At 48.3% G+C, this 19,999-nt stretch carries 22 protein-coding genes and 2 tRNA genes; 15 read left to right on the forward strand and 9 right to left on the reverse strand.

Translation table 11 applies throughout. The features are described from left to right. Positions 1–70: 70 nt before the first annotated feature. The 6 genes from BM331_RS01300 to minC all read right to left on the reverse strand — a co-directional run bounded on the left by BM331_RS01300 (position 71) and on the right by minC (position 3,614). Positions 71–145 (reverse strand) — tRNA-Gln (locus BM331_RS01300). 8 nt (positions 146–153) lie between these two features. After that, on the reverse strand, positions 154–990 hold the full coding sequence (gene ispE / locus BM331_RS01305; protein WP_074926267.1) for a 4-(cytidine 5'-diphospho)-2-C-methyl-D-erythritol kinase: 837 nt from the start codon (positions 988–990) through the stop codon (positions 154–156). Between the two features lie 24 nt (positions 991–1,014). After that, positions 1,015–1,626: a lipoprotein insertase outer membrane protein LolB gene (lolB, locus tag BM331_RS01310; protein WP_256214761.1), complete on the reverse strand. Its 612-nt coding sequence runs from the start codon at positions 1,624–1,626 to the stop codon at positions 1,015–1,017. 131 nt (positions 1,627–1,757) lie between these two features. Next, the gene (gene minE / locus BM331_RS01315; RefSeq protein ID WP_011634212.1) at positions 1,758–2,054 is read right to left on the reverse strand and encodes a cell division topological specificity factor MinE; all 297 of its coding nucleotides are present in this window, start codon (positions 2,052–2,054) and stop codon (positions 1,758–1,760) included. Next, positions 2,054–2,863 carry a septum site-determining protein MinD gene (gene minD / locus BM331_RS01320; protein WP_011634211.1) on the reverse strand — a complete coding sequence of 270 codons (810 nt, stop codon included), beginning with the start codon at positions 2,861–2,863 and terminating at the stop codon, positions 2,054–2,056. The genes minE and minD overlap by 1 nt, the downstream gene beginning before the upstream one ends. 25 nt (positions 2,864–2,888) lie before the next feature. Further along, entirely contained in the window at positions 2,889–3,614 is a 726-nt protein-coding gene (gene minC / locus BM331_RS01325) for a septum site-determining protein MinC (protein ID WP_074926272.1), read from the reverse strand. A gap of 258 nt (positions 3,615–3,872) precedes the next feature. Between minC and BM331_RS01330 the strand changes: the two genes are divergently transcribed. The 8 genes from BM331_RS01330 (at position 3,873) to ubiD (ending at position 12,694) form a co-directional block, all read left to right on the forward strand. After that, a complete protein-coding gene (locus tag BM331_RS01330; RefSeq protein WP_074926277.1) occupies positions 3,873–4,433 on the forward strand; it encodes a Slp family lipoprotein in 561 nt (186 codons plus the stop codon). A gap of 132 nt (positions 4,434–4,565) precedes the next feature. After that, positions 4,566–5,840 (forward strand): YfiM family lipoprotein, encoded by a 1,275-nt coding sequence (locus BM331_RS01335; RefSeq protein ID WP_074926281.1) that lies wholly within the window; start codon positions 4,566–4,568, stop codon positions 5,838–5,840. A gap of 261 nt (positions 5,841–6,101) precedes the next feature. After that, the gene (trkA, locus tag BM331_RS01340) at positions 6,102–7,550 is read left to right on the forward strand and encodes a Trk system potassium transporter TrkA (RefSeq protein WP_074926284.1); all 1,449 of its coding nucleotides are present in this window, start codon (positions 6,102–6,104) and stop codon (positions 7,548–7,550) included. Positions 7,551–7,573: 23 nt separating this feature from the next. Further along, complete coding sequence (locus BM331_RS01345; protein ID WP_371265315.1) at positions 7,574–9,031, forward strand: TrkH family potassium uptake protein; 1,458 nt, start codon at positions 7,574–7,576, stop codon at positions 9,029–9,031. 193 nt (positions 9,032–9,224) lie between these two features. Next, positions 9,225–9,593 carry a response regulator gene (locus tag BM331_RS01350; protein ID WP_074926788.1) on the forward strand — a complete coding sequence of 123 codons (369 nt, stop codon included), beginning with the start codon at positions 9,225–9,227 and terminating at the stop codon, positions 9,591–9,593. Between the two features lie 67 nt (positions 9,594–9,660). Beyond that, complete coding sequence (locus BM331_RS01355; RefSeq protein ID WP_074926290.1) at positions 9,661–10,197, forward strand: chorismate--pyruvate lyase family protein; 537 nt, start codon at positions 9,661–9,663, stop codon at positions 10,195–10,197. An 85-nt stretch (positions 10,198–10,282) separates the two neighbouring features. Further along, positions 10,283–11,143 carry a 4-hydroxybenzoate octaprenyltransferase gene (gene ubiA / locus BM331_RS01360; RefSeq protein WP_074926790.1) on the forward strand — a complete coding sequence of 287 codons (861 nt, stop codon included), beginning with the start codon at positions 10,283–10,285 and terminating at the stop codon, positions 11,141–11,143. Between the two features lie 87 nt (positions 11,144–11,230). Beyond that, positions 11,231–12,694, forward strand: a complete 1,464-nt coding sequence (gene ubiD / locus BM331_RS01365; RefSeq protein WP_074926293.1) for a 4-hydroxy-3-polyprenylbenzoate decarboxylase — start codon at positions 11,231–11,233, stop codon at positions 12,692–12,694. A 92-nt stretch (positions 12,695–12,786) separates the two neighbouring features. Here the strand turns inward: ubiD and BM331_RS01370 are convergent, their stop codons facing one another. Further along, the gene (locus BM331_RS01370) at positions 12,787–13,278 is read right to left on the reverse strand and encodes a hypothetical protein (RefSeq protein WP_256214764.1); all 492 of its coding nucleotides are present in this window, start codon (positions 13,276–13,278) and stop codon (positions 12,787–12,789) included. Positions 13,279–13,439: 161 nt separating this feature from the next. Between BM331_RS01370 and BM331_RS01375 the strand changes: the two genes are divergently transcribed. Beyond that, a tRNA-Ser gene (locus BM331_RS01375) sits at positions 13,440–13,530 on the forward strand. Between the two features lie 12 nt (positions 13,531–13,542). On the opposite strand, the gene BM331_RS01380 is transcribed toward BM331_RS01375, so the two are convergent. Further along, positions 13,543–13,974, reverse strand: coding sequence for a hypothetical protein (locus BM331_RS01380; protein WP_074926295.1), 432 nt, complete (start codon positions 13,972–13,974; stop codon positions 13,543–13,545). A 238-nt stretch (positions 13,975–14,212) separates the two neighbouring features. On the opposite strand from BM331_RS01380, the gene BM331_RS11955 reads away from it, so the two are divergent. After that, positions 14,213–14,374, forward strand: a complete 162-nt coding sequence (locus BM331_RS11955) for a hypothetical protein (protein WP_218154523.1) — start codon at positions 14,213–14,215, stop codon at positions 14,372–14,374. 175 nt (positions 14,375–14,549) lie between these two features. Next, entirely contained in the window at positions 14,550–14,858 is a 309-nt protein-coding gene (nadS, locus tag BM331_RS01390; RefSeq protein ID WP_218154524.1) for a NadS family protein, read from the forward strand. On the opposite strand, the gene BM331_RS01395 is transcribed toward nadS, so the two are convergent. Then, positions 14,859–15,407, reverse strand: coding sequence for a recombinase family protein (locus BM331_RS01395; RefSeq protein WP_074926794.1), 549 nt, complete (start codon positions 15,405–15,407; stop codon positions 14,859–14,861). Positions 15,408–15,696: 289 nt separating this feature from the next. Between BM331_RS01395 and BM331_RS01400 the strand changes: the two genes are divergently transcribed. The 4 genes from BM331_RS01400 to dksA all read left to right on the forward strand — a co-directional run bounded on the left by BM331_RS01400 (position 15,697) and on the right by dksA (position 19,637). Further along, the gene (locus tag BM331_RS01400; RefSeq protein WP_074926299.1) at positions 15,697–16,026 is read left to right on the forward strand and encodes a hypothetical protein; all 330 of its coding nucleotides are present in this window, start codon (positions 15,697–15,699) and stop codon (positions 16,024–16,026) included. Between the two features lie 293 nt (positions 16,027–16,319). Continuing rightward, positions 16,320–17,171 carry an HDOD domain-containing protein gene (locus BM331_RS01405; RefSeq protein ID WP_074926300.1) on the forward strand — a complete coding sequence of 284 codons (852 nt, stop codon included), beginning with the start codon at positions 16,320–16,322 and terminating at the stop codon, positions 17,169–17,171. Continuing rightward, positions 17,131–18,849 (forward strand): adenylate/guanylate cyclase domain-containing protein, encoded by a 1,719-nt coding sequence (locus BM331_RS01410; RefSeq protein ID WP_074926302.1) that lies wholly within the window; start codon positions 17,131–17,133, stop codon positions 18,847–18,849. The genes BM331_RS01405 and BM331_RS01410 overlap by 41 nt, the downstream gene beginning before the upstream one ends. A gap of 362 nt (positions 18,850–19,211) precedes the next feature. After that, the gene (gene dksA / locus BM331_RS01415; protein WP_011634192.1) at positions 19,212–19,637 is read left to right on the forward strand and encodes an RNA polymerase-binding protein DksA; all 426 of its coding nucleotides are present in this window, start codon (positions 19,212–19,214) and stop codon (positions 19,635–19,637) included. The last annotated feature ends 362 nt before the right edge of the window (positions 19,638–19,999 follow it).

Raw genomic sequence — 19,999 nt, forward strand, 5'->3', positions numbered from 1 at the left:
AAAAGATGACACAGACAGATTCGGCCATTGATACAACAATTGACATAGTACTGGCAGATTCACTGAGATTTGGCTGGGGAGGTAGGGATCGAACCTACGAATGCCGGAATCAAAATCCGGTGCCTTACCACTTGGCGACTCCCCAAAAACATTCTAAAAATCCGACAAAGGATGTCTTGCAAGCCCTGGTGCGATAAAACCACTCATGCCATCAGGCAACTCTCTGAGTGCCTCTCGCGCCGCAGATTCGGAAGGAAACTCTGCAAATACACATGATCCGGAACCGCTCATTGCCACTTTTGTTGATCCATGTCGCCCTTTTAACCAATCCAGCCATTCGGCGATAACAGGCTGCAAACGCATTGCGACAGGTTCAAGATCATTATGCCCCTGCGCCATGGAAAAGGCCGCTATTTTGATGGGAATCGTGTTTCGTGTCAACTCCTTGCTGGCGAAAACTGCCGCCGTGGGAATCTGAACTGGGGGCGTCAGAACAACATACCATGCGGGTGGCAAGTCAATCACCTCCAATTTTTCACCAACTCCTTCAGCAAATGCGTTCTTGCCATAGATAAATATCGGAACATCAGCGCCCAATTCCAGGCCTAGTGCCATTAAACGTTCTCGTCCCCAGTTAATCTCCCACAGCCTGTTCAGAGCGATTAATGTTGTGGCAGCGTCGGAGCTTCCCCCACCCAATCCTCCTCCAAGCGGAATATTCTTACTCAGGTGAATTCCAACCCCCAGCATTTCTTTATCGGATCTTTTCTGCAGCAATTTTGCCGCCCGAACACATAGATCATCCGTATCTGTCAGGCCTGGAACCAGATTCAAGTGTCTGATAACGCCATCATTGGTGATATTAAAGCTCAGTTGATCTGAATAGCCGATAAAACGGAAAACTGTCTGCAGCAGATGGTAACCGTCATCCCGCCGTCCGATTACATGCAAAAACAGATTAAGTTTAGCTGGCGCTGGAAACGTGTTCATACCCTATATGAGAATCAAAAACCGTTACGGCAGTTTCCTGTCCACTCCGACAACGCCCTTTGCCTCTCTCTCCCATTGATCAACGATCAGCTTCATCTTTACATCCAGTCGACTGAATTCCAACAACCTGGGCAAAGCCGGGACAGTTAGTTGTTCCGGGTAGTAACTCTGATAGACGATATTCCATCCATCCTGGCGAATTGCCACAGTGCGATTATTCCTATTCAGATCCTTTTCAGCAACGGTGCCCGGAAAATGTTCTCCGCGTACCCAGAATTGCAAACCAGCAAGCGGCAACTCCCAACCCAATACCTGGCTGGTAAGATATTCTGCGCTTTGCGCCTGATAAATAGCTGGCTCGGAAGTTGTCAAGCGAACCCCCGCCTGATCCCGGAGAATTTCTGCAACAACTTGTCCAAGAGGAGAAAATAAATAAATCTCATCGCGCTGTCTGGTATGCCGCCAGCGTATTCCGCCCGAAAATTTCTGCTGCCTGGCATTCACTACCAACCTGCCAGTAAGCACAAAGGGCTTTCCTGAAGTATCAATCTGTTCATGCACAGGCTGAATAACAACTGTTATTACCTCAGCACGGTGAGTTTCAGACCCGGCACATCCAGCCAAAATCAGAATCACACCCAGAATCCACTTCCCACATCCAGCTCTACTGGCACTCAAACCGGAAAAGCAGAAAAACACAACACAAATCATCTCAGGAGATCTGGCAGCCAGCCCCCTGCAAAAAATTCCTGACGAATTTTAGTAATCTAAAGCGCATTCCGGATCATATCCTGTTGAGTATTCCGGGGATTTTGCGTATCCGGCAGAGTAATATTCAGCTCCAGCGTTTCCTGATTGTCATCCTGTTCAAATTTTACAGAGATGGCATCTTGATCTACCTGTACATATTTCCGGATAACCTGCATCAGTTCTTCCTGCAACTGCGGCAGATAGGATGGCTTATTACGGTAATAGCGCTCATGAGCGACAAGGATCTGCAACCTTTCCTTGGCAACCGAAGCTGTTTTAGATTTAGACGATTTAAAATAATCCAGTAAGCTCATTATTTACCTCCAAACAGCTTTCTGAAAAACCCTTTCTTGCTATCGATAAAACGAAGGGGCTTTTTTTCACCAAGATAACGCGCCACCACATCTGCATAAGCCTGGCCAGCATCGCTTTTTTCATCCAGAATCACAGGGATTCCCGAGTTTGATGCATTCAATACCGACTTGGACTCCGGAATAACACCAAGCAAGTGCAATGACAAAATCTCCTGCACATCTTCCAGACTCAGCATTTCACCCGATTCAACCCTGTCCGAATCATAACGTGACAGCAGCAGGTATTCCTTGATTGGTTCCATGTTCAACTCAGCCCGGCGCGATTTGCTCGCCAGTATTCCCAACATGCGATCCGAGTCCCTTACGGATGAAACTTCCGGATTAGTTACGACAAATGCATCATCCGCATAATACATGGCCAGATAGGCACCTTTTTCGATACCTGCGGGCGAATCGCAAACAATATATTTAAAGTCCTTGGAGAGCTCTTCCAATACCCTGCCCACTCCTTCCAGATTCAGTGCATCCTTATCACGTGTCTGTGATGCAGGAAGAATATAAAGCTGATTGCAGTTCTTGTCCCGGATTAATGCCTGATTAAGATTTGCCTCACCATTAATGACATTGACAAAGTCGTATACCACGCGGCGTTCGCACCCCATAATTAAATCCAGGTTACGCAGGCCGACATCAAAATCAATGACAGCAGTTTTATGCCCTCTTTTCGCCAACCCCATGGCAATAGCAGCACTGGTTGTGGTTTTGCCAACCCCCCCCTTCCCAGATGTTACAACAATGATTCTTGCCAATTGAATCTCCTTCTCAGAAATATTTTTAGCTTAATTCTTCGATAATTAATGCCTGATCCTGCAAATAAACCTGTACCGGCTTCTTCCTGGAAATTTCCTTCAAATCTTCGCTGGTCTTATAAATGCCCGCAATCGAAACCAGCTCCGCCTGTAGATCCAGGCAAAAAAGTCTTGCCTCAATATCTCCCTGCACACCAGCCAAAGCACGTCCTCTTAACGTGTTGTAAATATGGATATTGCCCTCGGCCATGATTTCTGCACCGGCGCTGACCTGAGCCAGAATTACCAGATCACTGGCAGCGTAGACACGCTGACCTGAACGCACTGGCTGGGTAATCATCATCGCCGGAGTACGAACTGCATCCCTGATCACGGCCTGGAATTCAGGAACAGCATCGTCTCTTTTTTGTATTTCAGGCAAAATGGGGTCACCACGGCTACGGCCGGAATCAACCGGGACAGCCAACGCCAATGCCTGCTTTTCCTGCAGCGGATCTCCACCCCTGATCCCGACAGGAAACAGACTCAATTGGCGAAGGCGTGATATCAGTGCTGCGACATCAATTTCCATGTCATTTTCGTTGAGTTCGCTTAAATCAAATAACACGGGAGAATTTCTGAAAAAGTCGGGAGCGCTCGCAATTTTCTCCTGCAATCGCTGGCTGATCATTTCCATATCATTGCTGTAGAGAATCAGGATTGGCGCAAAAGAGGTGCCGCTCCTAAAGTCCAGGATGGAAGACTGATTCATATCAGCAATTCCTCAGCTGCGTACAGAACCGGCTATGATGCAAAAACATGTGAAAAATGGAATTGTGCAAGATAACCTGAGCCGGATATAAAAATATTATTATACCTTTCAATCAAACGGAATAAACTGGTTTGATCAGATATCTGGAAAATTGATTACAGCCTGAACAAAACAATACAACTTAAAAGATAGTGATACGAATCTTGCTACAGAGAGCCTGTCTAAATTGAGGTTTATTACTCATTAATCGAGGAAAATATGAAACCCCGAGCCCTGCCTCACCTCCTGTTGTTTTGCAGCGCGTTCTTGCTTAGTGCATGCACCAGCATGCCGCCGGAAATCAGAAACTTCCCAGCAGTAAATACACCCTATCATCTGATTAACCAGAATGTCGATTCTTATAAGGATGCCTCGGTACGCTGGGGAGGTACAGTTATTGAAGTGGAAAACGAAGCTAATTCCAGCTTGATGCAGATACTTTTTTATCCGCTTGATCGTAACGGATACCCACAAACCGACAAATCTGGAGAAGGACGCTTCGCTGTCGAAACCAGTGAATTCCTGGATCCGGCAATTTTTACCAAAGGGACAGAAGTGACTGTTACCGGATCAGTAAAAGGGAATGTTGAACGTACAGTTGGAAACAAAACCATCCATATCCCGCTCATTACAGCCAAAGCCATTCATCTCTGGCCGCAAGCCTATCGGGAAGATAATATGTACTGGAACAGCAGATACCGTTATGGACCTTATCCCGGCTACTATGGGTATCCCTCTTTCTACAACGGCTATTACAGACCCTACAGATTATGGTGGTAATACACAGCCATTCCTGCTCCATTCATGATGGTGAGCATCAATATAAGCCGTATCAGGCCAGTAATGACAAAGACTAATCACCGGATGGTAACCGGATTGCATTCAGCCTGATATAAAGTCACATTAATCTGTATGCGGAAATTACTCAATCTGACAGGGATCAGCTTGCTGGTTCTTATTACCATCCTCGCAGGAGCCACTTACCTGGCTGTCGATAACCAGCCGAAGATAGCAAGAGAAATCTCCATCACACCGGAACAAATTGCACGCGCGAAAAACATTCTCGATACCCATCGCTACCAGGTACTTCCTGGCACATCCGCCACAATCAGAATCCTGCCGGATGATATTGATAATGCATTGAACTATCTGACATACCATCTCGGACAAGGGCATGCGCAAATCATGGTGCATGACAAAACAGCGCAGGTTCAATTAAGCCTGCCAATCCCACCAGAAATAATGGATGGTTATTTAAACCTGCAGGCCACGTTGACTGAAACAAACGGCCTTCCTGAATTTAGCTCGATAAAGATCGGAAATCTATATATCCCGGGCACACTCGCCAACCTGCTGTTTGAAAAATTTCTGGCATGGCTGCAAATCACTAACCCCGACATACGCGCCGGAGTAGATGCCTTCAGAAAACTGCGGTTTTCCCGCAACGAGGTAATCATCACCTATTACTGGAAGGGATGGGGTATTAACGATGCCAATCATTCATTGATCAATCTCCCTTTTTTTGATCAACAAGCGCTGGACAGATTGCTGCACTATCACCTTTTTCTCAACGAAAAAAGCCACCAACAGGTTTCACAACCGGTCCCATTGTCTGAAATACTGACACTCATCATGCGGGAAACTGTCCGGCATACACCACATGAAAACGTGCTGGAGGAATTTCGGGCTGCAATACTGGTAACAGCATTCCATGCCATACATGTCCCGTTCAAGTTGATTATTCCGGAAGCCGCCAATTGGCCGAATCCGGTCAAAATCAACATCACACTGGATGGGCGTAGCGATCTTGCCATGCACTTCATGGCTTCTGCTGTCATTACCGCCTATTCGGACACGATACTGTCCAACGCAATTGGTTTATACAAGGAACTGGAAGACGCGCATTCCGGCAGTGGATTCTCTTTTAACGATCTCATTGCAGATCGCTCCGGTACCCGCTTTGCTGAAAAAGCCATGGCCAATCAGGATTCTGCACGCAGAATGCGCAATATAATTCTGTCCGGAATTCATGATACCGATCTTATTCCCCAGTGGTCCGACCTGCCTGAACATATGTCTGAAAGTACTTTTAAAGCCCGCTTTGGAGCCATCAACGATCCCAGATATCACAAAGTTATGGATGAGATTGAACGGCGTGTTGCTTCCCTAAAATGGTTGCATTACTGAATTCTGACAATCATTTTTTTGATATCTGCAAAAAATGACACCAGCCAGACCATATCGCTACCGAAAAAGATAAAATATAGCATCTCTGTCTTTGTGTCATACGTAACCCCGGCTCTTCCCTTCCTTGGATTTGGGGTGGGGATGATATAACATGACGCAGTTCTTACTCACCAATCATACAATCTTCCCCTCCATGATCCACCATGAGCCGAAACACAGGCAGTATCAAATGTTGTCGACTTGTGAAAGCGGGCATCTCTAGTGAAAATTGTTATCCTGGGAGCAGGTCGAGTCGGGTCAACCGTGGCAGAAAGCCTGGTCAGCGAATCCAATGATATAACCGTTATTGATCAAGCACGGGGCAGCCTCACCCCACTGCAGGAGCGACTGGATTTACGCACCGTTGTCGGTTGCGCCTCTCACCCGGATGTCATGATCCAGGCCGGCATGGAAGATGCAGACATGATGCTGGCACTCACCGGCAGTGATGAAACTAACCTGGTTGCATGCAAGCTGGCTGCCAGCCTATTTAATACACCCACCCGGATAGCCCGCATCCGTACCGCCGATTATTTGGATCACCCGGATATATTCTCGAAGGAAAATTTTTGCGTCGATTTTGCAATTTGTCCGGAACGAATCCTGACCCAATACATAGAGAAACTGATCGAATTCCCGGGCGCATTGCAAGTATTGGATTTTGCCTCCGGTAAAGTCAGTCTGGTCGCGGTAAAGGCTGTTCGCGGAGGATCGCTGATCGGGCGTCATCTGAAAGAACTACGCCAGCATGTTCCAAATCTGGAAACTCGCGTCGCAGCAATTTTTCGTCATAATCATCCGATTATTCCCGAGGGAGGCACCATCGTTGAAGAAGGAGATGAAGTATTCTTCATAGCCTCTTCTCATGACATCCGGGCTGTCATGAGCGAATTACGTCGTATGGACAAACCCGTCAGGCGGGTAATGATTGCCGGCGGTGGCAGAATCGGTCAACGTCTGGCTGAAGTATTGCAACAGTCCCATCAGGTACGGATTATCGAACGGGATATCAAAGTATGTGAATCACTGACTCAAAGTCTGCACAACGTACTGATTCTGCACGGTGATGTTACCGACGAAGAACTGCTGGAAAGTGAAAATATCAGCGAAATGGATATTTTCTGCGCGCTGACCGATAGCGAGGAAAACAATATCATGGCCGCCCTGATGGCCAAACGCAAAGGAGCACGCAAGGTAATTGCGCTGATCAATCGCAGTATCTATGTAGATTTGATGCAAGGCAGCGGAATTGATATCGCTATTTCACCTGCACAGGTCACCATTGGTTCACTGCTGGCTTACGTTCGCCAGGGTGACGTGGCGGTGGTGCATAGCCTGCGGCGCGGCGCAGCGGAAGCGTTGGAGCTGGTAGCTCACGGCGATGCCAGTTCTTCCCGGGTGGTTGGCCGCAAAATCGGAGAAATTAAATTACCCAGAGGAACCACCATTGGCGCCATCGTGCGCGGGTTGCCAGCTGGAGACATTTATCGCCAAAAATTATCCGAAACCGAGGAAGATAATCTCTCCAATCAATGGAATCAGGCCACGGTGATCATCGCCCACCACGATACGATAATTGAACAGGATGATCACGTCATTCTATTTGTCGTAAATAAAAAAATGGTGCGACAGGTTGAGAAGTTGTTTCAGGTCAATGTTGGATTTCTGTAATCACATACCATGGAACATTTCTTGTGAATCACTTCCTTGCGGTAGCCAATATCCTGGGCAGGGTCATACTCATGTTCGGGCTGGTCTTGCTGATTCCCTGCGGCGTTGCCTATTGGATGGAAGATGGATCATTGCCCGTCTTTCTCGAAGCTTTATTAACTACGCTGGGATGTGGCGCAATAATATGGCTACTGACAAATCAGTTTAAACGCGAGCTGCAGATCCGGGATGGATTCTTGCTAGTTGTGCTGGTCTGGCTGTCACTACCCGTGTTCGGCATGTTGCCTTTGTACTTCTATTTCCCAGAACTCGGTATCGCCAAATCATATTTTGAAGCCGCGTCCGGCCTGACTTCAACCGGCGCAACCGTACTGACGGGACTCGATGAATTTCCATACGCTATCAACCTGTGGCGCTGTCTCATGGTCTGGATAGGTGGCATGGGACTGATCGTATTGGCGGTAGCCATTTTACCCATGCTCGGCGTCGGTGGGCGGCAGCTGCTCAGCGCGGAAGTTCCCGGACCGATCAAGGAATCCAGATTGACACCCCGGATTGCGGAAACTGCCAAGCGATTATGGCTAATCTACGTTGCCCTGACTGCCGCCTGTGCCATCGCCTACTGGCTGGCCGGAATGACTCCGTTCGATGCGATTACCCATGCGCTAAGCACACTGGGCCTAGGAGGTTTTTCCACGCATGACGCCAGTTACGGGCACTGGAATTCGCCGCTAATCGAGATAATTGCTATTGTGTTCATGCTGATTGCCGGCATCAACTTTTCAGCACACTTCGTTGTCTGGCATAACAAAAGTTTATCTGCTTACCGCACTGACCCGGAAGCAAAACTATATATTTTGATCACGTTGATAAGCTGCATTGGTATAGCCACATTTCTCTGGATCAAGGGAATTTATACTGACCCGCTGGATGCATTGCGCTATGCAGCTTTTAATGTAGTCTCCGTAGCCACCACCACCGGCTACAACAATACTGATTACGCACTCTGGCCAATTTTTGCCCCGCTCTGGATGTTGTTTTTATCAGGATTTTGCACATCCTCGGGTTCAACGGGCGGCGGTATCAAAATGATCCGCGCACGTATCCTGTTTCAGCAGTTCTTTCGTGAAATGATCGTCATCATGCATCCACGTGCAGTTTCTCTGGTTAAAATTGGTAAAAATATCGTCACTAATGAAATTATTTTCGCCATCCTGGCATTTTTATTCGTCTATCTGACCAGTATCGTGCTGATGACGCTGGCACTCACACTAAGCGGCCTGGATGAAATTACCGCTTTCTCGGCTGCGATTGCATGCCTGAATAATCTGGGGACGGGGCTGGGAAGAATCGGTCCTTCCATGAACTATGCTTCCCTGAATGATTTTCAGATCTGGCTGTGCAGTTTTGCCATGTTCCTGGGCCGGCTGGAATTTTATACCCTGATGATCGTTTTCACCCCGGCTTTCTGGCGGAAATAAGGCTGACAGAATATTCAGATCGAATTGAAGCAACTAATAATGCGTTATTATAATAAGTAAAATCAGCCTGCAGTTAAAAGGAAAGCCGGGCAAAAACGAGCTCTGGCATACAAAATGAAAACCTTGCGAGAGACCTTGAAAACAGGGAGAAATTGTGATTGAAATAGAAAATGATCTAGCAGGTATCAAAGTGATGGTGGTTGATGACAGCAACACCATTCGTCGCAGCGCCGAAATTTTTCTTGCGCATTCAGGTTGTGAAGTAATCCTGGCCACAGATGGATTTGATGCAATGGCCAAGGTTATTGATTATCAACCGGATATCATTTTTCTGGATATTGTTATGCCACGACTGGATGGTTACCAAGCCTGCATGCTGATCAAGAAAAACCCCAGATATCAATCCATGCCGGTTATCATGCTATCCAGTAAAAGTGGATTATTCGACAGAGCACGCGGCAGAATGGTCGGCTCCGACGAATACCTTACCAAGCCGTTTACTAAAGAAGCACTGCTCGACACAGTCCGGAAACATACATTAAAAAACCGAGTGCCGGCCTGACCCTGGATTCTTATTTTTACAGACTTATGTTACAACTGGCTTCCTCGTTTTCCATATTCTTGTCGTAATGAAGGCCAACCCGCCTCTGGCGTGGCATCCTGTACCTGTTTCCGCTCCCGTTAGTCTCCGCTGGTGGCTGATGCACCAGGAATCCCTCACCCGCCTGCTCCAGGCGCATTGTGAGCATTTTTGTGTTGAACCGGTTTTTCAGGCACTGGCCACGGCATGTCTTGACGAACTGGAAGTCATGAATCTACGCAGACAAAATCAGGTGCTGGTACGGGAAGTTTATCTGCGCTGTAATGAAACACCCGTTGTATTTGCCCATTCAATCGTCAAGAAAGAACACTTGCGAGGAGCGTGGCGCGGTTTAAGCCGTTTGGGAAACCGGTCATTGGGCACGATGTTGTTTACCAACCCACTGATACAGCGCACTCCGCTTGCCTTCAAGCAACTGAAACCGCATCATCCGTTATTCGAGCGTGCCTGCAAACAACTGCAGATTCGTCCGATCAGTCTCTGGGCAAGGCGCTCATTATTTATCCTGCTACAGCAACCGATACTCGTCACCGAGGTATTTTTGCCTGCAATCCGCGAGCTGTAAACCGGTAAAATACCTAAAATCTTATTCTGGCCAATCCAAACAGGCCGGGACACTTTGCTGATCTGATTTTATGACTTCTGTAAACATGACCTTCAGTGAACGACTTTCTGCATACGTCAGGCTGACCCGACTGGATAAACCCATTGGTATCCTGTTGTTGTTATGGCCAACCTTATGGGGATTATGGCTGGCAGCTGACGGTATGCCGGATCCAATGATTCTGGTGATTTTTGTGCTGGGTACAATTCTGATGCGCTCTGCCGGCTGCGCCATCAATGATTTTGCCGATCGACGTATTGATCCCCATGTATCCCGTACCCGTAACCGTCCATTGGCTGCCGGCATTATTACATCACGAGAAGCATTGCTGATTGCTGCCGGATTGAGCTTATGTGCGTTCCTGCTGATTCTGCCACTCAATCTTCTGACAATCCAGCTATCCGTACCTGCTCTGTTTCTCGCAGCTTCCTATCCGTTCACCAAACGTTTTTTTGCTATGCCGCAAGCCTACCTGGGGATTGCATTCAGTTTTGGTATTCCCATGGCATTTGCGGCACAAACAGGAACTGTTCCATCGCTGGCGTGGTTACTGGTATTGGCCAATCTGTTCTGGGTTATTGCTTACGACACCGAATATGCGCTGGTGGATCTGGCGGATGATCTGAAAATTGGTATCAAAACCTCTGCCATTACATTTGGACGATTTGATGTAGTGGGCGTCTTACTGTGCCACATCACCTTCCTGAGTATTCTGACTTATGCGGGGATATTGCTGCAGCGCGGCATCTGGTTTTATGGTGCCTTACTGGTGGCACTGGGTTTGGTTATCGTTCAATACACCATGATCCGCAACCGTGAACCTGCCCACTGTTTCCAAGCATTTTTGCATAACAACCGGGTTGGAGCAGTCATATTCGCGGGCATATTGCTGGATACACTGATTTGAGTTGATCAACCAATCCCTCCAGGAATCTGACCCAATGCTGCACCAGCGTACTCTCTTTAGCTTATTCACAAAAACTGGATCTGTTTTATGAAATATAACGATCTGCGCGATTTTCTCGCACAGCTTGAGCTTCGTGGAGAATTGAAACGTGTTGGTATCGAAGTTTCCCCTCACCTGGAAATGACGGAAATCTGTGATCGCCTGCTTAAACAAGCCGGCCCAGCAGTGCTGTTTGAACGACCGGCCGGACATACTATTCCAGTATTGGGCAACCTGTTTGGCACACCGGAGCGAGTGGCGCTGGGTATGGGCCAGACATCCGTTTCCGCCCTGCGTGAAGTGGGAAAGCTGCTGGCTTACCTCAAGGAACCCGAACCCCCCAAGGGGCTGCGTGATGCATGGGACAAACTGCCTGTATTGAAGCAGGTGCTCAACATGCCTCCCCGGGAATTGACCAGTGCTCCCTGCCAGGAAATAGTGTGGGAAGGTACTGATGTCGATCTGGGCAAACTACCCATCCAAACCTGCTGGCCGGGCGATGTGGCACCACTGATCACCTGGGGACTTACAGTCACACGCGGCCCGCATAAATCCAGACAAAATCTGGGAATTTATCGGCAACAGGTCATTGCTCCCAACAAGGTAATCATGCGCTGGCTGGCACATCGCGGTGGCGCACTGGATTACCGCGATTTTTGCCAAACCAATCCCGGAGAGCCCTATCCTATTGCAGTTGCACTGGGCGCTGATCCGGCAACTATTCTCGGTGCAGTGACCCCCGTTCCTGATAGTTTAAGCGAATACCAGTTTGCTGGCTTGTTACGTGGTGCAAAAACTGAAATCGTCAAATGCCTGACGCATGATCTGCAAGTTCCCGCCAGCGCGGAAATCGTGCTGGAAGGCTATATTTACCCGAATGAAACGGCATTGGAGGGACCCTACGGCGACCACACCGGCTATTACAACGAGCAGGAAACCTTCCCGGTATTTACTATTGAACGGATCACCATGCGCCGCGATCCGATTTATCACTCCACCTATACCGGCAAACCACCGGATGAACCGGCCATTCTCGGCGTCGCCCTTAATGAAGTATTCGTACCATTGTTGCAAAAACAGTTTACCGAGATTACCGATTTTTACTTGCCACCAGAAGGCTGTTCTTACCGGCTCGCCGTAGTCAGTATGAAAAAGCAGTACCCCGGCCACGCCAAGCGTGTCATGTTCGGCATCTGGAGTTTTCTGCGCCAGTTCATGTATACCAAGTTCATCATCGTGACCGATGACGATGTCAACATCCGCGACTGGAAAGAAGTCATCTGGGCGATAACCACCCGGGTTGATCCAGTACGCGACACTTTGATTGTGGAGAACACTCCGATTGATTATCTCGATTTTGCCAGCCCTGTATCCGGGCTCGGCAGCAAAATGGGACTGGATGCCACCAACAAATGGCCAAGTGAAACATCCCGTGAATGGGGACGCGTTATCGAAATGGATGCAGCCGTTAAAGCCAGAATTGATCACCTCTGGCAGCAACTGCCATTTTGACCATTCAGCCGTAGAGATGGATACCACAGCTCCCTTCATTCTCCGAGAAAAAGTAGTCGGACCTCATCATCATGATCTGCACACGCTGTAATCTACCGGGTATGCGAATGTGCCTCATGTTTCCCATGAACATTTTGTGAACCCTGCTTGCCGGATTGCTGGCCAGTAGTACCAATTTGATAAATAGCATGACATGCGGCGCAACGTCCCAACGCCTCGCTCAATTGCTGCAACATATGCCTGGTATCCTTCCCGGATTCTGCATCCTGTGCAATCCTGTCAAAATCCTGATGCAGAGCCATACCCATCAGCATAAACTGTTCGGGCAGGACTTTATCTATATGCCCTTCCATCTTATGCGGCATCTCCACCCCAAGCGAACGAGCATGACGCGCGACAGCCGCCCTGTCATCCTGTGCAAGCGCTTCTAGAATGGCACCTGTACCGGTTAGCAGCATACGCATCTCACCCAGCAGATGATTGCGCTGCATTTCACTCAAAGGTAAAACCTGGCGCTGATCAACACCAGCGGCCATGGCAGTTGCCACAATAAAACCCAAAGCAAATATAAAAATCTTCTTCAAATTGGCCTCCTCGTTTTTTTTTGCAGTGCTGGCTGAAAACACATCATTTTCGCCATATCACAAACATTAGTAAACACTCCAAAGGAATAAAACACACCGCTTATTGCTCCCTGCATCAATCTGGTTTATCCTTTACGGCCCGCTAAGCAGGAAAATCAAAAGGAGAAGTGACCGAGTGGCTGAAGGTGCACGCCTGGAAAGCGTGTGTACGGTAATACCGTACCGCGGGTTCGAATCCCGCCTTCTCCGCCATTTTGAAATGAGCTAAGGCCTTAAAGGGCAAAGAAAAATGAGGGGTTCTAAAACCCTCGTTTCTTTTGTAAACCAGCCGGTCGGCAAAAGCCAATTTGAGCACCGTGCGCTTATCTTCAAAACGATCAGAATTCCATAGCTGACAAGGACTTGTAGCGCCGTTCTAAGTGTTTCGTCAAAGCTGCGGGCCGGACGCCCGGTGGCGCCGATCTTTTCAACCAGCCCGATCTTTCGATCTTCCAGCACCTTGATACGACTTTCATAGGCCGCGATCACCGACGGGACAGACGCATCGGCAATCCGGTCAAGGAACTGGTTGACCTGTCGTTCCACCTTCACCAACTCCGCCTTGACGCGCTCCACGCTCGTGGCAAGGCGATGATCCCAAAGATCCTTGAGCATGGTACGACGCGCCGCCTTGAACAGATGCACCGTGGGCTGCATACCCTTGCCGTTAATACCAATATCGCCAGCGCACCCTGACCTGGGTGCGCTGGCGCGGCGGTGGACGACCCCGCTTGTGTTCCCAACTATGTGCTTTCAATTTCTGGAAAATCAACACGTTGCGACAGACGTGGTTTTCAGGCTAAAGCCCATGGACCCTATCCTGCCAGTTTTGAATCACTGGGTATCCCTGCTATCCTTTTCTTGCAAAAAGGGCGTCAATGACGTACCATAAAAAATGGAAACGAAGCCTATCACCATTGTTGAAACGCCTGCGTTCCTGCATCTGGCAGAAGGAATCTGGGCAGACGATGAGCGGGCCAAGTTGATTGATTATGTGGCGCGGAATCCAGAAAGCGGGGTTGTGATCCCGGGAACAGGAGGCGTCCGGAAGCTGTGATGGGCCAGAGCGGGAACAGGTAAACGCGGCAGTGCTCGGGTGATCTATTTCTACTATCACACAGATGCACCTATTTATATGCTGCTGGCCTATGCAAAATCCACGAGTGTGGACTTAACGCCCGAGCAAAAACAGCAGGTAACGAGGTTAACAGCATTACTGAAAGAACAGCATAGTGCGAAAGGAGGTTGAAATGGGAATGAATTTTGGTGACGATCTGATCGAGAGCTTGAATCAAGCGGTTGCTTTTACCAAAGGGCAGACAAAGAGTGCTCGGGTGCATGTAGTGCATGTACCCAACGTACGGAGCCTGCGCCAACGTCTGAAAATGTCCCAGCAAGCCTTTGCTTCAACCTATCGTATCCCCTTGGCAACCCTCAAGGGCTGGGAGCAAGGGCGACGGCAGCCTGATGCGACGGCAGCGGCTTACTTGAGCGTCATCGAAAAGATGCCTACGGAAGCACAGGCCGCGCTTGAAAACTGATTACCTGATCCCCGCCCGCCACAGCGTAGTTCGTCCGACCTTGAGCTGGGTGGCTATGTCTTCATAAGTCAGGTTCTCACGGGTACGTAGCATTTCAGCCTGGCGGACCTGATGCGCTTCAAGGCGGCGTGGGCGGCCTAGTTGCTTGCCACGTTGTTTAGCGGCTTGCAGGCCTATCTTTATTCTTTCCGATACCAGCGCAGCTTCAAACTCGGCAATGGCTCCGAGAACGTGAAACAGCAGCTTGCCTGTCGGCGTGCCCGTGTCGATTCCGTCTGAGATCGAGCGGAAGCATACGCCGCGCCGTTCCAGATCATGGAGGAGGGTTGTCAGGTGTTTGACCGAGCGGCCCAGCCGGTCCAGCTTCCACACTACCAGCGTATCGCCGGGTTGTAGCAGGGCCAGCGCCTGATCCAGTGCGGGGCGGCGGTCTTTCTTGCTGGTGATTTTTTCTTCAAAGATTTCTGAACAGCCGTCAGCGCGGAGTTGATCGCGCTGGGCATCAAGGCTCTGGTCTTCGGTCGAGACGCGGGCATATCCAACCTTCATTCTTTGCCGCGCCCCTTGCTGCGCTGCTACGCGCATAGCGTGTAGGGCCATTATTCTTGTTTGTGTTCCACAAAGGAACATTTTAGGAATTATATCAAAGTGGCCTCACGAATCAAATCTAACCAAGAAAACGCCCTGCTTTGCGCAGCCCGGAGCATATGTTCCGAAGACGTTCCATTATGGAACAAGCCGCCGCTGGAGCTTTGTGAGGCATCCATGCATTTTTTATTTCCCAGACTTAAAAAGGATTTTTATGCAAGGTATAACCAAAAGGTGCCATCGAATAACTATGGCCGTAATGTCTCAGGCATGGATCAAAGGAGCCATCCTTGGGCTTGGCTTCACTCTGGCAGGAATGCCCGCATGGGCAACCGAACCCACGGAAAAAGAAATGCGCGAAGCCGTTCAGGCGCAATTCGACAACGTCAACGATGCTTCTGCGGATACAGCGGAACGGTGCAATAACCGTGAATTCAACCGGGGCGGCGGCCTGTCTTTTTTGTGCGGGGGTGCTGCTGGCGTGGTAGCACGCTGGAATTCCCTGGTGATTGGCGGACGGTCGAGGCTCATGGCTGCACCTCCACTTTCGATTGAAAGGCTGGTGAGCCGTTTTTCTTAAGTTCTTCCTCCCATTCCGCTAATATTTGCAGTATTTCAGCCTCGGCAGGGTTCGAGGTTGAATCCTCATGGCCCGCCAGAACACCACATCAGCCAAAAAATCCTTATCGAAGAAAACACATAAGCCCCTGTACAAACTAGCTGACTACCATTTTAAACATGCTCTTTGAGAATAATCGCCAAGCAGTCCAGGCAAATTTCATATATTTCTTCAGCTGTTTATCAAGCCTGCTTCATAAATGCCGTTGTTTTAACTCATAACAACATAAAAACTTTTATTGCCGCGCATAAGCTATGAATCGATGCACCATTGACTACAAAACAATAAAATCCACGCAGCCGGAGATTATTTCCAGGATTATTGAGATTGATGAAGAATCCCCAAACTGTTTCAGGGAGATGGATCGCTTGTTGCGCTCTGATCAGGTGGTGGCATCATTCATTCTCAGAGTGGCTAATTCACCTATCTATAACCGCAGTCAGCCAATTAGAACACTACCTATCGCGATCAGTCTGCTGGGAATCAACATCATCCGTTCTCTGGTCATACTAGCCTTTTCACGCTCGGTATTCTCCAAAAACAAAAATGCATTAGTACGTACACATATCTGGCAGCACTCATTGTTAGTTGCAATTGCAAGTTACAACATCTGTTCTGAATTAGGTAAATCAGCGGATTGTGAAGAGGCTTTTGTTGCCGGCCTGGTGCATGATATTGGTAAGATTCTGCTCTTTACCCATGCACGCAAAGATTATATGGATGCCCTTACCTATGCACTTGAGAGTGATTGCTCAAGCAGAGAGGCGGAGCAGAGATTTCTGGGGACAGATCATTATCAGATTGGTGAGCAAGCGGTCAGGGCATGGAAACTCCCATCGCAATTTCAACTATATATCGGCACTGATCTCGATCAGCTGGCACCCGGACAAGCTGAAAATAAAATCCTGCTTTGGTTGGCCATTGCCAATAATCTAATCAAAGGTGCTGGTATTGGTGCCAACCCCTGTGATCTGGATGTTCGCAAGGAGAAATTGATCGCTTACGGACTAAATGAAGAATATGCCGATTACCTGCTCGACGAAGCATTTTTTCAAAAATTGATCGATGATGAAATCTATCAATTCTGCGCAAATGATCACAGCTAAAGCACCCTTTTTAGCAGGTTCAAGTGAAGCCGGGGCGGTTGCCATTCGATCCAGTCACTCGATCATCATCACTTCGCTTGAGCAAAATATCTGGCAGGAGCTTGAACGGAAAATTACATGCTCATTGGAGCGTTTATGCTGCCCACGCCTGCTGGATTCAACCGTACTGCTGTTACACAAGCTGATTACAAATCTGGTCAGAACCATGCATCGCCATGCTTTCCAGCAGGCAATTGAGGGTGATCTCAGTCTTGATATCGCCAGCAGGAATAGCGTATTTAATGAACTCCTGCAAAACGAACTGGTTATGCATGGTGACCGGAATATCGAGCAATTCTGCAAAAGGAACAATTTTCAGATCACACTGACTTTCTCTGAAGAAAAAGATACTTTGATACAAATTGAATACCCGATCAGCTGTGACGATAGCGCCTATCTGGATAACAAGCTTGCCAGAGCAATCGGATTCGCATTGTCAAAACAGACTCACAGAGAGCATCCACCAGGATATTCTGCTGCCAGAATAGTAAGGCATATCGCTGAACATTCTCTCCATTCGTCGCAAACAGGACACTCCCAATTACTGACCCGTGCGGAGGAATCAGATAAAGCCCGGGTTATTTTCAGCAAGCTGAACTACAGCATTATCGTTTTCTCCAGCGCGGGGGATATTCTGACTATGTCCCCCGCAATTCTCAACAATCTGAAGCTGGAAGTATCGCCTGTTTCAGCACATATCCTTGCAGGTATTATTCCCGGCCATTTTTATAATGATGTGTTGTGGGGACTTGCACTGGAATTACAGGATGGTTTGTTCGAGAACTACAGAACCCGCATCAGGCTACCTCATGATGACAGCCTATCGATACTTTTCAATATCAGCGGTTACCGTCATCATGACATGACGATCCACACGATGTGGCAAATCGTATCGTTGGATCACAAGGCCACTGACACACTGGCAGAAGGTTCTATCCTTAACGAAGCCCGCGTGCATAACATCACTCGTAATTATGTGCCTCAGTTAGTCGAGCAGAAAGCCAGAGAAGTCGTCCGGCTGGGTGGCAATGCACTCCCTAATGAAGAATGTCAGCTTGCCGTTCTGTTTTGCGATATTGCCGGCTTTACCACTTACGTAGAAAATAATGAAAAAGAAGAATCTGTTATCCATACGCTCAATCTGATACTTGGCAGAATCACAAAAGCCGTCAAACAGCATGAAGGCGTCATCGACAAGTTCATGGGCGATTGCGTCATGGCGCTCTTCAAGGAACCATACAAAGCCGTACTGGCTGCGCTCGACATCCACAAACATTCCCACGACTTCAATAGCCTGCGGATGCGTGCCAGCAAGGATCTGCTGCTGTTGCGTATCGGCATCCACTGGGGAAAGGTTGTGATTGGCAATGTCGGTACTTCAGGCAGGCTAGACTGGACAACAATTGGTGATGTTGTGAATACCGCTGCCCGACTTGAGAAAAGTTGTTGTCCAGGCGCGATACTGATTAGTGAGGAATTGCATGAAACCATTGCACAGATTGATCACACCGAGATCAGCTTCAGCAAGCGCTTTTATCTCAAACTGAAAGGAAAACGCAACAAGCAGGCTGTCCGCTACGTCCAGACAACCAGCCAATCTCTTTTGCATGATATTTTTATCACCCGTTCGAGAGATTAAATTCAAGGAGATCATTGAGCACCGCCATATAACCTTGTGTGATCTCGGCGGGAATAAAATACAGAGCCAGGAGAATTCTTACCTCCCGATATCGGCATACCAGTCGCCTTACTCTTGTCAGCATTACCTCGTCGCTACTATCGTTCGGATAATAATTCCAAGCTGATCCACCTCGCGACAACGCATTACAATGCACCCACTCCATCGTTACCCCACAAAACAAGAAAAGGGGACATTACCGCTTTAGGCTAACATTTCCACATGAAAACTTGCTATTCCTTATTCTTTCTGGTATTGATGACAGATTTCTTTTCCTCAACTCTACAACTATAAAGCGTACTATCAGAAGGAGCATGTCACGAATGGGTAAACAATTAGAATCAAACACCATTCCCCCTTATGAACCCAAAGCAGGTGAGGAATACATGAGTCCGGAGCAATTGGCGCATTTCCGGAAAATACTGGAAGTCCAGCGGGCTGAACTTGGCAAGGAAATAGATCGTACTGTGCATGTCATGCAGGAAGAATCCACGATCTTTGCTGACCCGGCTGACCGGGCCACCCAGGAATCCGACATGGCACTGGAACTGCGCAGCCGTGACCGCGAACGCAAGCTGATCAAGAAAATTGGTGAAATTATCACCAAAATTGATGAAGGTGACTATGGTTATTGCGAAAAGTGCGGTATCGAAATTGGCTTGAAGCGACTGGAAGCTCGGCCAACAGCAACACTTTGCATCGACTGCAAGACCCTGGACGAAATCCGGGAAAGACAAGTCGCCAAATAACACAGCCTGCACTTGGCAAATGCAGATAACTACACACGATTCCGGCAACCTGCCGGAATCGTGACCACTTCTTTTTACCTTCTTGTCTGGTATACGTCCCAATGTTTTGGACAGGCACAACGCCATTTCGGAACTGATGTTATTTTGGCCTTTTATCAATCTATGGAACATAGAAGGAGAGACTTTAAGTTTTTCCGCGACAACACGGAAACTAACGCCCAAAGGCTCCAAATAAGCTGCGCGCATAACAAAAAAAATCAAGACTGTAAAATCTATTGTGTAAGTGCCCAAGCTTTCCTACCCTGTGAAGGAATTTTCCATAACTACTGATACAATGAACGAACTCGATCTGAAGCAGACCT

The organism is Nitrosomonas eutropha, from assembly GCF_900116685.1.
Lineage (GTDB): Bacteria > Pseudomonadota > Gammaproteobacteria > Burkholderiales > Nitrosomonadaceae > Nitrosomonas > Nitrosomonas eutropha_A.

What these genes read in the sequence shown, in the direction of transcription:
- ispE (WP_074926267.1), bottom strand. Translation starts at nt 990, where the DNA reads ATGAACACGTTTCCAGCGCCAGCTAAACTTAATCTGTTTTTGCATGTA.
- minE (WP_011634212.1), bottom strand. Translation starts at nt 2,054, where the DNA reads ATGAGCTTACTGGATTATTTTAAATCGTCTAAATCTAAAACAGCTTCG.
- minC (WP_074926272.1), bottom strand. Translation starts at nt 3,614, where the DNA reads ATGAATCAGTCTTCCATCCTGGACTTTAGGAGCGGCACCTCTTTTGCG.
- BM331_RS01330 (WP_074926277.1), top strand. Translation starts at nt 3,873, where the DNA reads ATGAAACCCCGAGCCCTGCCTCACCTCCTGTTGTTTTGCAGCGCGTTC.
- BM331_RS01335 (WP_074926281.1), top strand. Translation starts at nt 4,566, where the DNA reads ATGCGGAAATTACTCAATCTGACAGGGATCAGCTTGCTGGTTCTTATT.
- BM331_RS01350 (WP_074926788.1), top strand. Translation starts at nt 9,225, where the DNA reads ATGGTGGTTGATGACAGCAACACCATTCGTCGCAGCGCCGAAATTTTT.
- BM331_RS01355 (WP_074926290.1), top strand. Translation starts at nt 9,661, where the DNA reads ATGAAGGCCAACCCGCCTCTGGCGTGGCATCCTGTACCTGTTTCCGCT.
- ubiA (WP_074926790.1), top strand. Translation starts at nt 10,283, where the DNA reads ATGACCTTCAGTGAACGACTTTCTGCATACGTCAGGCTGACCCGACTG.
- ubiD (WP_074926293.1), top strand. Translation starts at nt 11,231, where the DNA reads ATGAAATATAACGATCTGCGCGATTTTCTCGCACAGCTTGAGCTTCGT.
- BM331_RS01380 (WP_074926295.1), bottom strand. Translation starts at nt 13,974, where the DNA reads ATGCAGCCCACGGTGCATCTGTTCAAGGCGGCGCGTCGTACCATGCTC.
- BM331_RS11955 (WP_218154523.1), top strand. Translation starts at nt 14,213, where the DNA reads ATGGAAACGAAGCCTATCACCATTGTTGAAACGCCTGCGTTCCTGCAT.
- BM331_RS01395 (WP_074926794.1), bottom strand. Translation starts at nt 15,407, where the DNA reads ATGAAGGTTGGATATGCCCGCGTCTCGACCGAAGACCAGAGCCTTGAT.
- BM331_RS01400 (WP_074926299.1), top strand. Translation starts at nt 15,697, where the DNA reads ATGGCCGTAATGTCTCAGGCATGGATCAAAGGAGCCATCCTTGGGCTT.
- BM331_RS01405 (WP_074926300.1), top strand. Translation starts at nt 16,320, where the DNA reads ATGAATCGATGCACCATTGACTACAAAACAATAAAATCCACGCAGCCG.
- BM331_RS01410 (WP_074926302.1), top strand. Translation starts at nt 17,131, where the DNA reads ATGATGAAATCTATCAATTCTGCGCAAATGATCACAGCTAAAGCACCC.
- dksA (WP_011634192.1), top strand. Translation starts at nt 19,212, where the DNA reads ATGGGTAAACAATTAGAATCAAACACCATTCCCCCTTATGAACCCAAA.